This window comes from Ruegeria sp. CDSC051 (assembly GCF_059610665.1).
This window is the reverse complement of sequence record NZ_JBXWOC010000004.1, coordinates 383,892-400,027: the sequence shown is the minus strand read 5'-3', so window position 1 is coordinate 400,027 and position 16,136 is coordinate 383,892. Positions and strand designations below refer to the sequence as shown.

14 protein-coding genes are annotated in these 16,136 nt (G+C 58.2%); all 14 read right to left on the bottom strand.

What is annotated here, in order from left to right:
- The 14 genes from nosZ to AC2FH0_RS12525 all read right to left on the bottom strand — a co-directional run bounded on the left by nosZ (position 1) and on the right by AC2FH0_RS12525 (position 16,011).
- Positions 1 to 1,908: a TAT-dependent nitrous-oxide reductase gene (nosZ, locus tag AC2FH0_RS12590; protein ID WP_496789463.1), complete on the bottom strand. Its 1,908-nt coding sequence runs from the start codon at positions 1,906 to 1,908 to the stop codon at positions 1 to 3.
- A 14-nt stretch (positions 1,909 to 1,922) separates the two neighbouring features.
- Entirely contained in the window at positions 1,923 to 4,046 is a 2,124-nt protein-coding gene (locus AC2FH0_RS12585; protein ID WP_496789468.1) for a 4Fe-4S binding protein, read from the bottom strand.
- Between the two features lie 598 nt (positions 4,047 to 4,644).
- Positions 4,645 to 4,806, bottom strand: a complete 162-nt coding sequence (locus AC2FH0_RS12580; protein WP_334223305.1) for a hypothetical protein — start codon at positions 4,804 to 4,806, stop codon at positions 4,645 to 4,647.
- Between the two features lie 58 nt (positions 4,807 to 4,864).
- Positions 4,865 to 6,418: a cytochrome D1 domain-containing protein gene (locus AC2FH0_RS12575; protein WP_496709253.1), complete on the bottom strand. Its 1,554-nt coding sequence runs from the start codon at positions 6,416 to 6,418 to the stop codon at positions 4,865 to 4,867.
- A complete protein-coding gene (nirJ, locus tag AC2FH0_RS12570; RefSeq protein ID WP_496691877.1) occupies positions 6,393 to 7,607 on the bottom strand; it encodes a heme d1 biosynthesis radical SAM protein NirJ in 1,215 nt (404 codons plus the stop codon). The genes AC2FH0_RS12575 and nirJ overlap by 26 nt, the downstream gene beginning before the upstream one ends.
- Positions 7,595 to 8,095 carry a siroheme decarboxylase subunit beta gene (gene ahbB / locus AC2FH0_RS12565; protein WP_496691876.1) on the bottom strand — a complete coding sequence of 167 codons (501 nt, stop codon included), beginning with the start codon at positions 8,093 to 8,095 and terminating at the stop codon, positions 7,595 to 7,597. The genes nirJ and ahbB (AC2FH0_RS12565) overlap by 13 nt, the downstream gene beginning before the upstream one ends.
- Positions 8,092 to 8,541 (bottom strand): Lrp/AsnC family transcriptional regulator, encoded by a 450-nt coding sequence (locus tag AC2FH0_RS12560; protein ID WP_142635234.1) that lies wholly within the window; start codon positions 8,539 to 8,541, stop codon positions 8,092 to 8,094. The genes ahbB (AC2FH0_RS12565) and AC2FH0_RS12560 overlap by 4 nt, the downstream gene beginning before the upstream one ends.
- Positions 8,538 to 9,527 (bottom strand): siroheme decarboxylase subunit beta, encoded by a 990-nt coding sequence (gene ahbB, locus AC2FH0_RS12555; protein WP_496789461.1) that lies wholly within the window; start codon positions 9,525 to 9,527, stop codon positions 8,538 to 8,540. Before ahbB (AC2FH0_RS12555) ends, AC2FH0_RS12560 begins: the two co-directional genes overlap by 4 nt.
- A gap of 3 nt (positions 9,528 to 9,530) precedes the next feature.
- The gene (locus tag AC2FH0_RS12550) at positions 9,531 to 10,676 is read right to left on the bottom strand and encodes a cytochrome D1 domain-containing protein (RefSeq protein ID WP_496691874.1); all 1,146 of its coding nucleotides are present in this window, start codon (positions 10,674 to 10,676) and stop codon (positions 9,531 to 9,533) included.
- Positions 10,673 to 11,023, bottom strand: coding sequence for a c-type cytochrome (locus AC2FH0_RS12545; RefSeq protein ID WP_496691873.1), 351 nt, complete (start codon positions 11,021 to 11,023; stop codon positions 10,673 to 10,675). The genes AC2FH0_RS12550 and AC2FH0_RS12545 overlap by 4 nt, the downstream gene beginning before the upstream one ends.
- A complete protein-coding gene (cobA, locus tag AC2FH0_RS12540; RefSeq protein ID WP_496789460.1) occupies positions 11,016 to 11,777 on the bottom strand; it encodes a uroporphyrinogen-III C-methyltransferase in 762 nt (253 codons plus the stop codon). Before cobA ends, AC2FH0_RS12545 begins: the two co-directional genes overlap by 8 nt.
- A 188-nt stretch (positions 11,778 to 11,965) precedes the next feature.
- Positions 11,966 to 12,373, bottom strand: coding sequence for a cupredoxin domain-containing protein (locus tag AC2FH0_RS12535; RefSeq protein WP_281972618.1), 408 nt, complete (start codon positions 12,371 to 12,373; stop codon positions 11,966 to 11,968).
- 53 nt (positions 12,374 to 12,426) lie between these two features.
- Positions 12,427 to 14,211: a NapC/NirT family cytochrome c gene (locus AC2FH0_RS12530; RefSeq protein WP_496691872.1), complete on the bottom strand. Its 1,785-nt coding sequence runs from the start codon at positions 14,209 to 14,211 to the stop codon at positions 12,427 to 12,429.
- Positions 14,212 to 14,334: 123 nt separating this feature from the next.
- Positions 14,335 to 16,011, bottom strand: coding sequence for a cytochrome D1 domain-containing protein (locus tag AC2FH0_RS12525; protein WP_142635247.1), 1,677 nt, complete (start codon positions 16,009 to 16,011; stop codon positions 14,335 to 14,337).
- Positions 16,012 to 16,136 lie beyond the last annotated feature (125 nt).

Sequence of the window (16,136 nt, the reverse complement as noted above, 5' to 3'; positions counted from 1 at the left end):
TTATGCTCCCTGCGGCTCGACCAGCATCCGGCCGCGCATTTCCATGTGCAGCGCGTGGCAGAACCACTGACAATAGAACCAGTGCACGCCCGGACGGTCGGCAGTGAAGGTGACCGAAGCGGTCGCCATCGGCGCAACTTCCATCGCGATGCCGTAGTTGCCCAGACAGAAGCCGTGGGTCACATCGTCCACGTCATCCAGGTTGGTGATATAGACTGTTACCTCATCACCCTGTTTGACGGTGAACTTCTCAAGGCTGAAGGTTGGGGCCTGCGAGGTCATATAGACCCGCACCTTGTTGCCGTCCCGGATCGGTTCCTCGGCACCCTCTTCCAGATCGATGCCATCGGCCTCAGCCTGTTTGCGGGCGTCCTCCCAGGTGATGTCGTTACGGTCCCAGACGTTGACCGGGTTGACGATGTCAGCGCGCACCATGATCGAGTCATGCGGCTCCGCAAAGGTCGGTCCGTCGTGAACCACCTTCATCTCGTTGGTTGAGATATCGATCAGCTGCTCGTTCTCAGGCTTAAGTGGACCCGTGTTCAAGAACCTGTCTTTCGAGAACTTGTTCATCGAAATCAGCCACTTGCCATCAGCCTCCTTGGTTTCACCCATGGTGGTCGAGTTATGGCCCGGCTGATAATGCACATCGACCTTCGAGATGATCGGGTCAACATCGGCGCCGCCGTAAGCCTCGATTGCCTTGTCGAGGTTCCACTTCACGATCTGACTGTCCAGGAATAGCGTGGTGAACGCGTTGCCCTGGCCGTCATAAGCAGTGTGAAGCGGGCCAAGACCCAGCTGCGGTTCACCCACGATACAGGACCGCGGATCGGCATCGCTTTCGAACAGGGCGTCCAGTTTGGTGACGTCCATGATCGATACGGTCGGAGACAGCTTACCGTTGATGCAGACATGCTTGCCGTCGGGCGCGGTGTTGATGCCGTGCGGCGAGTTCGGGATCGGGATGTAACGGGTGTATTTCTTGTTTTGACCCTTACGGCCGTCCAGAACCTTGACGCCTTTCAGTTCCTGATAGTCGCCCGCCTCAATCCCCGCTTCGATTTCCGCGAGGTTGAAGACAACAACATGGTCCATCTCGTTCTCGGTCATCTCGGCCAGGTTCATCCCCATTTCCGAGTTGTACGAGGTCGAATAGGCGTATTTGCCCTGATAGTCGCAGTCAGTGTTGTCGAGGTTGCCCGACACGATCACCTGCCATGCCACTTCCATGGTGTCGCCGTCCAGCGCGGTGAAGATGTTCACGTATTGCGACGGATCGTCCAGCACAGTGCCGTCATTGACCAATGGAGTTTCATCTTCGCCATTGGCAAAGACATAACCAGTGCGCGGGAATTTCTGCGGACGCAGACCATGGATCGCCTTGGCGTTCGGGATTTCGGTGATCTTGTCGCATTTCATCACGTCGCAGCGTACGCGAGCAACGCGCGTGTTGGCCTTGTCGTTCATGAACAGGTAACGGCCATCGTAGGTGCCGTCGGTGAACGACATATGCGGGTGGTGCAGGTCACCGTTATCGTAGGTTTTCATGCCGCGCTTGGCGAGGAATTCCTTGGTTTCCGGCAGCAGGCCATCGGTCATGATCTTCAGCGATTCATTGGTCTGACCCCAACCGGTGGCCGAACAGCGGTTGAACACCGGCACCCGCATCAGCTCGCGCATGGACGGGAAGCCCATAATGCGCAGCTCACCGGTCTGACCCGAGGACCAGAAACCGTAGTATTCGTCCAACTCACCAGGTTCGAGATTGGCATTGGCCGCGGCGCTGGCCTGTTTTGCGGTCATCAGGGTTGATCCCAGACCGGTTCCGGCCAGCACGGCGCCAGTGGCGGTCGCCCCCAGCATACCGCGGCGTGTGACGGTTAGTTTGTTGTCATGTTCCGACATGATCGTTCCTCCTTTTAGGAAACGGTTTTCGGTTTGGCGTTTGGATGGTTCGCCGGTGGTTGTCCGAGTGGGGTCTTGAGATCGACCGACCCTGTCTTGGCCCGCCGCTTGAGCTGGCGGATAACGACGGGACATTTGTCCTCGGACTGGTAGAGCACCTGACAATGCAGGCAGGTGACGCACTCGTTCGGATTGATCTCACCGGTTGGGTGGATCGCCTGAACGGGGCATTCGTTGGCGCAGGTCTGACAGGGGGTGCCGCAGTCCTTGTAGCGGCGCAGCCAGTCGAACATGCGCATTCGGGCCGGGATCGCCAGCGCTCCGCCCAGCGGGCAAAGATAGCGGCAATAGAACCGCTCAATGAACAGTCCGATCCCCAGCAGGAGCAGCGCAAAGACCACGAAAGGCCAGTCGCGCACGAATTTCAGAATGATCGCGGTCTTGAAGGGCTCGATCTCGGCATATTTCTCGGCCAGCGGGATGGAGACAAAGCTGAGGCCGAAGAGACACAGGAAGATCATGTATTTCGCAGGCCAGAGGCGTTCGTTCAGGCCCCAGGGCAGGGTCCATTGCGGCACGCGAAATGCCCGCGCGATCTTGTTGGACAGCTCTTGCAGCGCACCAAACGGGCATAGCCAGCCGCAATAGGCCCCACGACCCCAGAACAGCAGCGCGGCGGCGACGGCGAACCACTGGATGAAGACCAGCGGGTCCAGTAGGAAGGCATCCCATGAGAAACCCGTGCGCAAACTGCCCGCCAGTGCCATCAGGTTCACCACGCTCAACTGGGCATTCGCGTACCAGCCGATGAAGAACAGGGTCATTGTCAGATAGCCGATGCGGAACCAGTAAAAGACCCGCGCGTTCATCGTGGCATGGAACTGGAAAAAGAAGGTCGCCGTCAGTATCAGCAGCATGACGCCCAGACCGGCAATCTCGACTGTGCGATCCTTCCAGATACGTTTCCAAAGAGCGGCTTTGGCGGCGGCTTCACCTGTGGCGTCATCCACAACGGTGGGGGCTACGACTGGCAACAGGTACTGCTCAGGCAGTTTGTAGCCCAAATCGAAGGTCAGGAACGTCTTTTCAACCGCACCGACGGCGCGTTGCACCAACAGTTGCAGGCGGAACGGTTCGGCCGGATCAAACTCTGCCTCAGCGGGGATTTTGAAGATATCCAGCTCGGTGAAACTGGGCGCATCGGCGGCCGCAACTCTGCCCAGACGCTCTTGCTGTTTATCAAAGAAGCGTACCGAATTATCACCTTGAATCAGCTGAATACGGTCGAAAATCCCGCCACGTACATAGCCTGACCCCTTGAAGCTATAGGCGCCACGACCCAGCACCAGGATGGCTTGCTCGCCCTCGCCCAGCCACTCGGTCAGGTTTTGATACTCGGCCTCGCCCAGCAGTGACTTGCCGATCGACGGGACCGAAACCAACGCCAGATGCATGTCGATGAAGGTGTCGTCGGGCGCGCCCCGTTCACGGCGCCTGATGGCGCGCTGGTCGCCGGTGGCCTCGAACGCAGCGTTGACCTGACCGACATCCAGTGTCAGGCGTCGGACCGAGCCGTCACCCGAAAGCGTTGTCCAGTCATAAGTGGCGTCTTGTGCCATATCGACTTCGCGCTTCGGCCCGTCGGCCTGCAGCGGTGACAAGCCACCCAGCCCCAGCGCCCGCGCTACCTTGATGCCGCCACGCACGAGACTGTCGTCGATCACCATGATTGTGACAGTCGCGCCCGAGATAATGTCGAGGTCATGGCCCTCACCGCCTGTTTCAGCCTCAACCCTAAGGTCCAGGCCGGCGTAGCCTTCGGTCAGTTCGACCATGCGCGCGTTCGGAATCCCGATCAGTACGATGGGTTCCGAATGCTTGACCAACTTAACGCCAGTAAGCACCGCATCATTGTCGATCGCTGCAACGACGTGAATGGGTTTGCCGGAATAGCCTGTGGTGCCTACGAAATCCGAGGTCAGAAAGGCCCAGGCAATCGTTTTGCCCCCTTTCAGGATCGGCGCAACCGGAATGTCTTTTCTGATCGGGCCAAATGCCTCGGCGCCGGGGATCAGGTCCGCGGGCTCAAGTTCTGGCAAAAAGCTGGCAAGGCTGTCGGCATGTGCGCTGATCGCCATCAGGCAGGACAGAAAAAAGGCCAGCAGGAAATGGATTGCGCGACTTACGACCACGGCGCACCTCCAATGATTGGGGTGGACGCCATGGACGCGCGCGGGGCGCGTTCGGTTTTAAATTCTGGTGCAGGGGGAGGACCCCGGGTTTCTGGCCACAGCCGGTCAGAGCCATTTAGCTCGAAGGACCTGTTGTTTTGGCAAGATAAGAATTGAACCCTTCCTCGTTGCGTCACTTCCAGCGGCATGGGCAGAGGTGCGGCACCGGTCACGGCGCACAGCGCGCAATCGGCGCATTTGGGGCAAGGTGCGGTCGGGTCTGCATCGCCTTTTTCAAGATCAACCTCGACCCAGACCGCGCCGCCCTCCGAGCAGATCTCAACCCACATGCTTTGCCCGGGACTCGCCAGCGCCGGGCTAAGCAGCTGCAAAAGCAGAAGGATTATACCTGCCACCGCACAAGCTGCGCGGGACGCGCAAACAGCTGAAATGTGCAAAGGATTATGGGCGGGCATGGAGAATCCAACTCGGTGATCTTTCCCAAGTCCTAAGAGATTCCCGAAAGCAGATACTTGACTTCGGTTAGGCCTTTGGAGAATCCGACCTAGCCGTCTGCTTCGTCCATCAAACTGCGTACCCAGCGCCCTGCAAACCAGCAGGCAGGTACACCCAATGGGATTGACCACAGGATGGCGGTGACAGGCTCAATCACTCCGAATCCGGCGCTGTTGGCGATCAGGCCAGCCAGAAAAAGGTTTATGGCCACGGTCAGCGCAGACGCTGGATACAGCAATATGGCCAGCTTCCACACCGGCCATTTGCCCTCAGTGGCTGGTTCCTTCCGAGAAGGTGATTTTGTTCCAGACATTGTACTTTCCCGAAGGTTTGCGCATCGGCAGACGGCGGACCTCTTCCAGTGTTTTTGCATCATAGATGATCACCGCGCCGTCATCTTCCCAGATCGAAACCAACGCATGGCTTCCGTCCTTGGTGAATTCCACATGGGCCACGGTTTTGCCCGGCGCTGGGCGCAGGGTCCGCACGATCTCAAGGCTTTGCTTGTCGATCACATGCATCACATCCTTGTTGGGCCCAAAGAAAACATCGGCCCAGACATATGGCGAGTTTTCATGGCTGCGCATGAAAAACCCCGGCCCTTCGGTCTTGATCCGCTTGACCGTTTCCCATGTCTCCATGTCGATCACCGAGACGGTGCCATCAGTCAGGTGCGGCGTTGCCATCACAGTTGTATCGCCGCGCCGCCAGGTAATCCCGGAACCCAGATGCGGCATGCCGGGCAGATCCAGGTCAGCCACTTTTTGGCCAATGACCAGATCAATCACCTGACCGCCGTTCCCGTCGCGAGATGCGCCCATGACGTATTCATAAGTCTGGTCGAAAAAGAAATCGTCCAGATAGTCGGGCGTAGTGATCTTGCGTACTGGGAAAGGGTTAGGGTTCTTGAACTGCCCTTCGATACGAAAATCGTGTCCCAGCCCGGATTGGGGTGGATTGGCGCCATAGAAGACCTCCCAAATCTCTGGCACATCCTTCAAGGCCAGCACAAAGCTTTCCCGTGGCGGAGCTTGATAAACGGCCGAAACGCGGCTGGGATTACCTTTCCTGCTTTTAATCTCGATCACTTTTGCCACCGAAAGATCCCGGGTGGACAAAAGGGTCAGGCTGTTGGGTAGGTAATTCGCCACCGCCAGCCATTTGCCATCGCCTGACATGGCAATGTTGCGGCTGTTTAGTCCCGCCCGCACGCGACCCACCTGTCGCAACGCCCAGATGTCATATTTCTGGACCCAGCCATCGCGGGACATGATGAACACGTAACGCCCATCGGGGCTGAACTTTGGGCCGCCATGAACGGCAAAAGGAGTTTCAAATCTGTCCAAAACCTCAAATGTGTCACCGTCCAGAACGCTGACATGGTGGTCTCCGGTTTCCACCACCAACGTGATGTTCATCGGATCACTGGACCAAACGGGCGCATCAATCTCGACATAGTCTGCGTCCAGCGTACGGCTGGCCATGATGTCTGCCTCGGCCCAGTCCGGGGCGGTCTCGAGCGGGGATTTCAGCCAACCTGCCAACTCCTCAATCTGCAGGGCGTTCAGATTATGCGCAAAGGCTGGCATCTGGGTGGCGGTGCGCCCTTCGGCGATCACGGCGGCAACCCGCGGCCCGCGCATGCGTTTTAGCGTTTCGGGTATCAAGGCCGGACCAACACCGCCCAGCCGGGTGTCACCATGGCAGGACGCACAATGTTCGGCATAGTCGGACTGGGCGTCGGCCCATGCGGCGCTGTTCAGCAGAAGCGCACACAGTGTTCCAAGCGTCCGAGCCCTAAAAGAACTGATGCGCCGGATCATGGCTTTTCCCCCGGAAAGGTGTGACCTGCAGGCGTTTGCCCGCTTTATCCACGCCAATTTCATCGTTTGACAGGTAACAGGCCGGGTCCTCGGCCCAGGGATCGCCCGTCAGTTGCAGGGCCCGGATGCGCGTGTTGCCACCGCAAACATCCCTGAGCTGACAAACTCCACAGCGCCCTTTCAACGGACGCGGGCGAGTGCGCAGCATGGCCAGCATCTTGTCGTCCCCGGTCCACAACTCGGAAAACGGCGTCGTTTTCACATTCCCGACCGTGTAATCTGACCAGTAGGTGTCGGGATGGACCCGACCAAGATTGTCGATATTGGCCACCCCCAACCCGCTGGAGTTCCCGCCCCAGGCCGCCAAATGCGCACGTATATGCGAGGTCTTTTCGGCATCAAAATGCGTCCTGACCCAGTTCAGAAAATATCCGGCGTCGGCATCGTTATTGCCGGTGACGATATCCAGCGGGCGCCCGCCCGAGGCTGCCTCCCACGCACGGTCCAATAACAGATCCAGACCTTTGCGCGTGCGCAGATGCTCGGCATCCTCGCCCCTGTTCTTGTCGCCGCGACCGGCGTAAACCAGATGAGACAGGTAGAATTTGTCGACCCCCTCATCATCACATAGCTGCAGGAGATCGGGCAGATGGTGCTGTGTGCCCTCGGTCAAACAGAATCGCAAACCAACCTTGATGCCGCGTTTCTTGCACTCGCGTACGCCGCGCAGGGCATCTGAAAAGGCGCCCTCGACACCTCGGAACCAGTCGTTTGTGGCCCCGATCCCGTCAAGTGATATGCCGACATAGTTAAAGCCGACATCAGCGATCATATCGGCGGTTTCATCGTAAATCCGCGTGCCATTCGTCGACAGCGCCAGCATCGGCACCAATTTGCGCGCCCGGTTGGCGATATCAAAGAAATCGAACCGATCCAGCGGTTCCCCCCCCGAGAGGATCAGGGCCGGGACGCGAAATTGGCCGAGATCCTCAAGGGTTACCATGGCTTGCTCGTGGCTGAGCTCACCCGGGAACGCGACATCCGCCGAAACAGTATAGCAATGGCGGCATTTCAGGTTGCAGCGCCGGGTCAGATTCCAGATGACCACCGGCTTAACCGGGCCGGGGCGGCGCTTGCGCACGGGGGTCGGGGTGACCAGTTGCTGCATGTATTCAGTTAGGCGGAACATGGCGTTTGGCCTTTCGGTTTCAGGCGCAGCCCGGTCTTTTTCAGGATGCGCGTTGAATACAGGATGTCCTTGGCCCGGCAGGCACTGCCCAGAATACCGGCAATCTCGGCCCGTTTTTCTTCGACTTCACCCCTGTCTTTGCCATGGACCATGGCGAACAGGTTGTAAGGCCAGTCGGGCAGGGCACGTGGACGTTCATAGCAATGGGTGACAAAAGGCAGACCGCCAATATGTGCCCCCAAATCAGCGATTTGACTGTCATCGACGTCCCAGACTGTCATACCGTTCGAAGTCATGCCCAGTTTGTAGTGGTTCGGGGCTGCGGCGATACGACGTATAACGCCGCGCGCCTTAAGTTCTGCGAGGCGATACAGCAGCGCTTGTTCGTCCATCCCAAGGCTTTCAGCGACCCGAGCGTAGGGCGAAGGCACCAGGGGCAATCCGCCCTGCAGAACCTCGATAATCAGTCTGTCTTTTGCGTCGATCATGCCGCCACCCGGAAGCCGATGAAGAATTCCTGCAACTTGGGAAATCTGAGAACTTCGATCCCCGTCTCTTGTTCGATCGCATCGGCGCAGGCCTCAATCCCTTGGGGCGTTTCGGTGGCCAACACGAACCACATGTTCAGCCGGTGCGTACGTTCATAATTATGGGCAACTTCGGGATGCGCATTGACTTTGGTCAGGACGGATTCAAATGCCTCTGTCGGTATGGCCATGGCACATAGGCAAAAAGCCCCGCCCATCGCGGCCGCGTCAAAGAACGGGCCAAAGCGCGTGATGACCCGGTCATCCTTCATTCGTGATAGGCGAACCAACAGATCCTGTTCCGAAATCCCCAGTTCTTGGGCCACCATCGCATAGGGTTGTGAGGTCAGAGGTAAGTCGTCCTGCATTCGGTTCAGGATTGCCCGATCAGTTTCGTCCAGGGTCATGCCGCTGTCTCCTTGGGTTGGATCAGCGCGCCGGTCTGTTTGAAACAGCGAGTCGAAAACAACACCTTGTGCTGCGCGCCAAACAGCTCAGGCAATGCCGCAGCCCCAGCCAGGACGTTTCGCGCTTCGCTGCGCGAGCGGGCGTGGATCATGGAATACAGGCGGTAGGGCCAGATGTTTTCAACTGGTCGACGCTCATAACACAGTGTCACGCCAGGGTATTTTGCCAGCGCAGGTCCGGCACGATCGACCTGATCAGTTGGCATATCCCAGACCACCATCGCATTGGCCGACCAGCCCAGTGCCCGGTGTCTTACGATCACGCCAAGACGCGAGACAATTCCAGCCTCGTGTAAGATCCGGATCCGCGTCATAGCGTCATCTGGTTTACGGTCCAAAGAGGCGGCCAGCGCTGCGTAAGGTTCGCAAACCAGCGGCAAGCCGGAACTAAGCGCCTGCATCAACGAGCGATCACCCTTTTGCAGAACGGAACAGTCCACCTTGCGCGGTGCCGGTACGTTGCGTTGCTTGCCTGTCATTCGAAAGCCCAAATCAACATTGAACGGCCGAACCAGACGCAAGTCCAAAACCTGCAAACCGGTTTGCAGGCCAATCCGTTCCAAAGTGGCGTCCACATGCGCGCGATCAGGGCCGGTCGCTACAAACCAGAGGTTCCATTTGTCCTCACGTTGATAATTGTGGTTCACACCGGGCTCTGCGTCGATCAGGGCGGCAATGTCCTCCAGATGCTCCTCGGGTGCGGCCACCGCGGCCAGAGTGCTGGCCGTCACCGCGCCCGGAGTGATCGTGGCCCCGACCCGGGTGATCCGGCCGGTCGAACGCATTCGCGCCAGGCGGTTCAGCACTTCAGCTTCGTCCAGCCCCAGCGCCTTGGCCACTGGCTGAAACGGGCGGTCGACAATCGGAAATTCGCGCTGAAAATCGTCCAGCAAGCGACGGTCGATCGGGTCAGTGATATGTTGCATGGGTTACAACCCTGTTCTGTGCGCGCGGGCGGTGAAAAAGATACCCGAGGGGCTGTCCGCCGCGATCTCGCGCAGCTTTTCAAAGCTATGCGTGTCGTAGACCACGACCTTGTTGGCGTCGCGGACACTGATCCAGACCTCATGCCCGCGTGCCGTGAACTCCATATGCAGGACGGCAGGGCCCGGAGAGAATTCGTGGATGACCTGTTTGCTGACGCTGTCGATGACCTGAATCGTATCGTTCAATGGATGGGCAAAATTCACCCAGACCTGTCGCCCATCCGGGCGCGCCATGGCAAAGACCGGCTGACCATGGGTTTGGGTGCGGCCTGTTTCTGTCAAGGTTTCGGCGTCAATCCAAAGAACTTCATGGTGGCCGACCGCGGGCAGGACAAATTCGCGATCCGTCAGTGCCCAGCCCTCAAGATGAGGCATCTTGTATACCGGCATCTCTTCCTGTCCGCGCCCATAGCCCGGAAGCACGCGGATCGGTTTTGGATTGTCTGCCCATAGGTCCAGCGCGGTCAGCCCGTCCTCGCCAAACAGACCGGTGATATAAGTGCGACCATTGGCGGTGATCAGCGCGTCATAGGGGTTCTTACCCATATCGGTGATCTTGGTGATCTCGGGCGCGCCATTTGCGAAATCAGCAATCCAGGTCTCGCCCGTGTCCCACATGGAAAACACGAACCGACGGCCCGGCGCATCGACAAGACCTATGGTTTTGCTGTCGGTGGGAATGTCGGCAACCAGTTCCAGAGTATCCGCGTCGAACACGCGTACGCCACCCGGCTCATAGTTCGACACCGCAACCAGTTGGCCGTCATCCGAAATCGCGCCGCCAATGGAATTGCCAGCCTGCACGACCCGATTTGCAATCTGACGGGTCACTATATCAACCTTGGTCAGCCCGCCATCGCGGCCAAAAACATAGGCAAAGCGTTCGTCGGGTGAATAGACCAGGGAGGCGTGGGACAGATCGCCCAACCCTTCGATCCGTGCCAATGCGGCCCGGTCCGACTGGTCCACCAATAAGACCGACCCTTTTGCCCGTTCGATCACAAGGCCCAGATCTCCGGTGGCGGTGGGGTCTGCATTGGCAGGTGTCATCATCATTAGGGCAACGATGCCAAGGGCAAGTTGTTTCATTTTGCCTCCTGTTCCAGCAGGTATCGGGCGATCCATTCGGCCTCTTCTTCGCTGATCAGGGGGCGCCAGGGGGGCATAGCCGTGTCGGGGATGCCGTCTAGTATGACCCCCGTCAGGACGTCTGCCTCGTAATGTTCCAGAGTTTCCGGTCGCAGATCAGGACCAAGCCCGCCTTTCAGGGACAATCCGTGGCACGAGCCGCAATCCTGGTGGACCAACCGTTTCAGGGCGGTTGGGTCGATGGCGTCAGCTGCCAGAGCGGAAGTGGCAACCAGAACGACGGCAGTCAGAACAGTATGCGCGGCCCAGCCCGGCTGCTTGCGGTCCATATTCGCCAGGCTACCCATGCGCCCGCTCCAAAATCTCGGTCAGGGCCTGATTGGCATAAAGCGAAACGACCTTTCCCATAATGAATAAGGTAGGGGCCTTCAGATCCGCCTTGCGCACATCCGCGGCAATCTGGTCCAGTCGGGATACAAGGCGGCGTTCAGAGGCACTGGTGGCCTGCCCAACAGCCAGGACCGGGGTGGATCCGGGTAGGTTCTCGGTCATCAAGCCGATGGCGATCTGGCCGATATTGGCCACGCCCATATAGACGACCAGCGTTGTATCCGGGTCCGCCAGCCGTTTCCAATCCAGATCAAGAACCTTGTCGGACTGCCTGTGCCCGGTGACATATTGAACCGAGGTCGCCAGTCCGCGATGGGTCAGGGGCACGCCGGTCGAACAGGATGCGCCTTGTGCCGCCGTGATGCCCGGTGCGTATTCGACCGTAACACCGTGTGCCATCAGAAAAGCGGCCTCTTCCGAGCCGCGACCAAAGATCATCGGATCCCCGCCTTTCAGCCGGGCCACAACGTGACCTGCGCGTGCGTGTTCCAGCAGGATTTCGTTGATGCGATCCTGAGGAACAGTGTGGCACTTGGGGGCCTTGCCGACGGCGATCAGCCGCGCGCCCTCGGTGTGCATGGCCAGAATTTCATCCGAAACAAGGCGGTCATAGACCACCACGTCCGCCTCCTGCAGCATACGCAGGGCGCGCATGGTGATCAGTTCGGGATCACCAGGGCCGGCACCAATCAGAAAAACCTTACCGCTCATGTGCAAACTCGCTTGTTCTGAATGTCTTCGGAACCCGGTGTTTTGGTCGTTTCCATGCGCGAATATGGGACGTTGCTGGGGAACCGGGCGTGTCATGGAAACAAGTTGGCGCACAGGTAAACCGACCTCCTTGACTTAAGTTAAGGAGCACGGGAATTGCGCCCGCGCATCTTTCAGCCTGCCGCTTATCAGGGCTCTACGGTGACCATTCCGAACATGTTCTGTGTCTCCCAATGTGGTCCGCACAGGTAATCCTGGGCGCCGGGAACAAGAAATGTCAGATCAACAAATTCCTCGGGGAACAGGCGGTCACTCTCGGCTTTGCTGCCATCTTTCAGCAGGACGCTATGGCTGGTGCGTTTGTCTACGTTCACCCAACGCACTGTGGTCCCCGCTTTGACCGTCAGTTGGGCTGGGCAGAAATTGTATTTGTACATCAGCACAACCTCTGCATCTTCCACATCTGAAGACGGCTGACCGAACAGATCCACGTAGCGGGTTTCTGCCTCGGCGCAGATCTCAGCTGTGTCTTCGTCAGCGGCCACCGCAGGTGACGCCAAAGCCAGAAATGCAGGAAGAAGTAGGCGGATCTTCATCGTCCAAGTCTCCATACCAAATACATTGGGGCCGGTTTACCCGGCCCCATCAGTCATTGTCCGACCACGTTGATATTGGCACTGTCGTCGTCCAGCGCGAAGCTTGTGTTCAGCGTCACGTGGTGGAATCGTGCCGCGGCAAAGTCATCGTGGATTGCAAAGCCGACCGTATAGGTCTTGCCCGGTTCCAATGGCACATCACCCGGTGCGCCCGAGTTTAAGGGCCGCGAGAACGTGACGGTCCAAATACCACCCGACAAGTTGGCCGAGGCGGCGATTTCGCCATCATTGACTATGCGCTGTTCCAGAAGATAGCCGTTGCTGGCGCTGCCATCGGCATAGACGCGCATCAGATCCAGATAGGTGCCGTCATCCAGATATTGCGCGATCTGCGCTTCGGCCTGCAATTTGTCCCAGCCACCCAGAGCTTTCCCGCGCCGGCCTTTGACTTCGACCTCGGTGCGGCTTTCGCTGATATATTTGGTCACAGTGTCCTGAGCGGCCAGGCGGCCTGCAACATCGCCATTGGCGACAATCGCATCTGCACCCGGATCAAACGGCATATAGGTGTTGTCCGCGTGGCACGAGGCCCAGCAGCCCACCTGATCCCCCATTTCGATCCCGGTTCCGGTGATCATCATGGCGACCTTGATCTGGTTGTCCGGGTCCATCTTCCCGCCATCCACAAATGGTGCAGGATTGTGCCCTGCATCCGGCCATTGCAGGCGGATATAGAGGTTTTCGGCATCATGGGCCGCCTGAACAGTTGCGTCGATCACACCACGTTTTCCAGGGATCGGGGTTGGTTCCAGCTCACCGCCTGCGACGATCTTGTTTCCAATCATGTCCAATTCCTTGGCATGACAAGTCGAACATTGGTCGCCACCTTTTGTCAGTGGCCGGGCGCCGCCGTGGAACTTGCCATTCTGAACCCATTCAAACGAAGCCTGACCGGGATAAAACAGCTTCAGATCCGCGCTTGCGATGCTGGTCCAGTCGATATCGCCTCCGATATCGCTGCCACCGCCTGCCGGGGCTGTAGATTCTTCACCGCTTGATTTGGCGCGCTCTTCGGCGACTGCAGCGTCCACAGCGGCTGCGATCTGGGCTTGCACCGCCTCTTGTTGTGCTGTCTTGGCCGATTTTTCGGCTTCGGCCTCAGCCGCCTCCTTGGCTTCTACACGGTCGAGACTGGCCAGGTATTCTGGCGGAATTGCACGAATGAAATCAGGATTCGGGGCTTCAATCTGTTCCAGATATTCATCTGTGGCCCTGTCGCGGATGTTCGAATGCGCAATCCCTTTGTGGCAGTCGATACAGGTCTGGCCTGTCTCCATTGCGTTCAAATGTTGCTGGCGCGCGCGGGGGCGCTGGAACTCGGGCATCATCGATTCAAAGTCGTGGCAGTTGCGGCACTCGCGCGAATCTGTGGCCTTCATCCTTTCCCATTCATTCATCGCCAGATGGATACGCTTAGCTTCGAACTTCTCGGGTGTACTGATCGAGCCAACCACCTTGCCATACAGTTCTTTGGACGCCTTGATCTTGCGGATCATCTTGTGGGTCCAGTCCTTGGGTACGTGACAGTCGGAACAGACCGCCCCGACCCCCGATCGGTTCACATCGTGGATGGTCCCGGTGTATTCTTCATAGACGAAATCGCGCATCTCATGGCACGAGATACAGAACTCTTTGGTGTTGGTGGCTTCCATGGCGGTGTTGAACCCACCCCAAAAGACGATCCCGGCGGCAAAGGCAGCGGCAATACCGGCCACAGGCATTCCCCACAGGAAATACCGACGCCAGATCGGTGGTTTCTTATCTGGATCGGAGGTCATGTCCGGGCTCCGTTTTGGCTGTGTTGACTGGCGCGGCGTGTCAGGCCTGCGCATTCGGCTGATGGATGAAACAAGGACAGGGCGGGCGAGGGGCCCGCCCTGCTCCGAGTTGATCGAAACCCGTCAGGTGACGTGGTTCGACCGGTTGTAGACGTTGAACTTGCCGGTCGGGGCGTACAGCCCTTCGATGCGACCGATCTCTTCCAAAGTCTTGGCGTCAAAGATCACGATCTGACCGTTGGGTTCTTTTGAATCCGACAGGTTCCACTTGGACACCCAGACCTCGGTTCCATCCGCGTTGAATTCAAAGTGAACAGCGGCGCTGCCTTCGTCTTCGGTGATCTGGATGGTTTTCACGATCTCGCCGGTCTCTTTCGAGATGACCTGCACAGATTGCTGCACTTCCGGTTCCGGGTGTTTGGTCTGGTCAGCCCAAATATAGTCCGATTCCGGATGCGTACGGACGAACAGGCCCGGGCCGTCTGTTTCCACTTCGTAGCAGATCTTCCAGGCGTCATCGGGTCGGTTTTCGGGGTCGTTGCCCCAGACCGTCACGGTGCCAACCCCGAGGTGGGTTGTGCCAGCTACCGGCCCGCAATTCGGGTCAATCCAGTTAGCGCCCGGACCGGGATGCGGCAACGCGGCCGTGTCGATCATCGCCTCAAGCTTGTGGGTCTCGGTATCTACAACCACCATCTTGTTCGATGCGTTTGCAGCGATCTGGAAATACCGGCCCGTCGGATCGAAGAACCCGTCATGCAGGAATTTGGCGCTGTCGATCTTGTCGATCCGCAGATTGTCTAGATCAGTATAATCTACTTGCCACAGTTGCCCCAGCTCTTTGACGGCAACGATCCAGGTCGGCTCATTTGGAGTTGTGTAGATAGCGGCCACGCGAGCCTCTTCCACATAGTCCCCGTCCACGTTCACGCCGCGGGTCGATACAACCTTGACCGGCTCCATCGTTTGGGCGTCAACGATTGCAAAGTGCGGCGGCCAATAGCCCCCGCCGATGACGTATTTGCCATCGCCGGAAACAGCAACGTCGCGGGCATCATAGGCAATCTTTACCTCAGACACCAACATCTTGTCCGGCGTCTGCCAGAGGTCGATCTTGGTCATCTTGCCGTCGCGGCCCATGGTGTACCAGAAACGACCGGGCTGTTCCGGCTCTTCCAGCGAATGGTGTTCGGATGCTTTCAGAACGTGCACCGCATAGCCGGTCGGAATATGTGTCAGCACCTCTTTGGTGTCGCCATCGATAACAGCGACTTTGCCGACGTCGCGCTCGATAACAACAAAGAAGTTTTCCCAGTTGCGGCCATGCATCGGCTCGGTTGGGTAGTCCTCTTCTTCAACATATATCTTGCGGGTCGCCATCATCTGGTCCAGCGACATTTCAGGTGGTTTGGGCGGCTCCATCATGATGTAAGTCGCCATGTCTTTGATTTCCTGCTCGGACATGATGTCCGAGAAGTTGTTCATCCCGCCTTCGGTGCCCCAGGCGATGATCTTCTCAAGCCGCTCTTGCCCAAGCGCAAGTGTACCGCCTTCGGTCACGGCGCCGTCAGCTGCGGTTTTCTTCCAATGCGGTTCAAGGTTCTTGCCAGTGGCGCCTTTACGCAAGACACCGTGGCACCCCGCGCATTGTTCAAAGTAAAGTTGTTTGGACGCTTCAAACGCTTCTTCGTTCAAAGTTGGCTCTTCGGCGAAAGCTGGTGCAGCGACACTGCCCAGCAACATCGCGAAACCGACCCCGAAGACGCGGCCCGTTTTGGTATAGCTGATTCCAAGTGACATGATCACTCTCCATTTGCTGGTGAGGCGGTCCAAGCGTGGGGCATCGCGCAAGGGTGCTCCTTGACGAAAGTCAACACCAGTCGCGCAATTCAGGTGGCGGGCAGGGAAAAACGTCAATTTTCCGG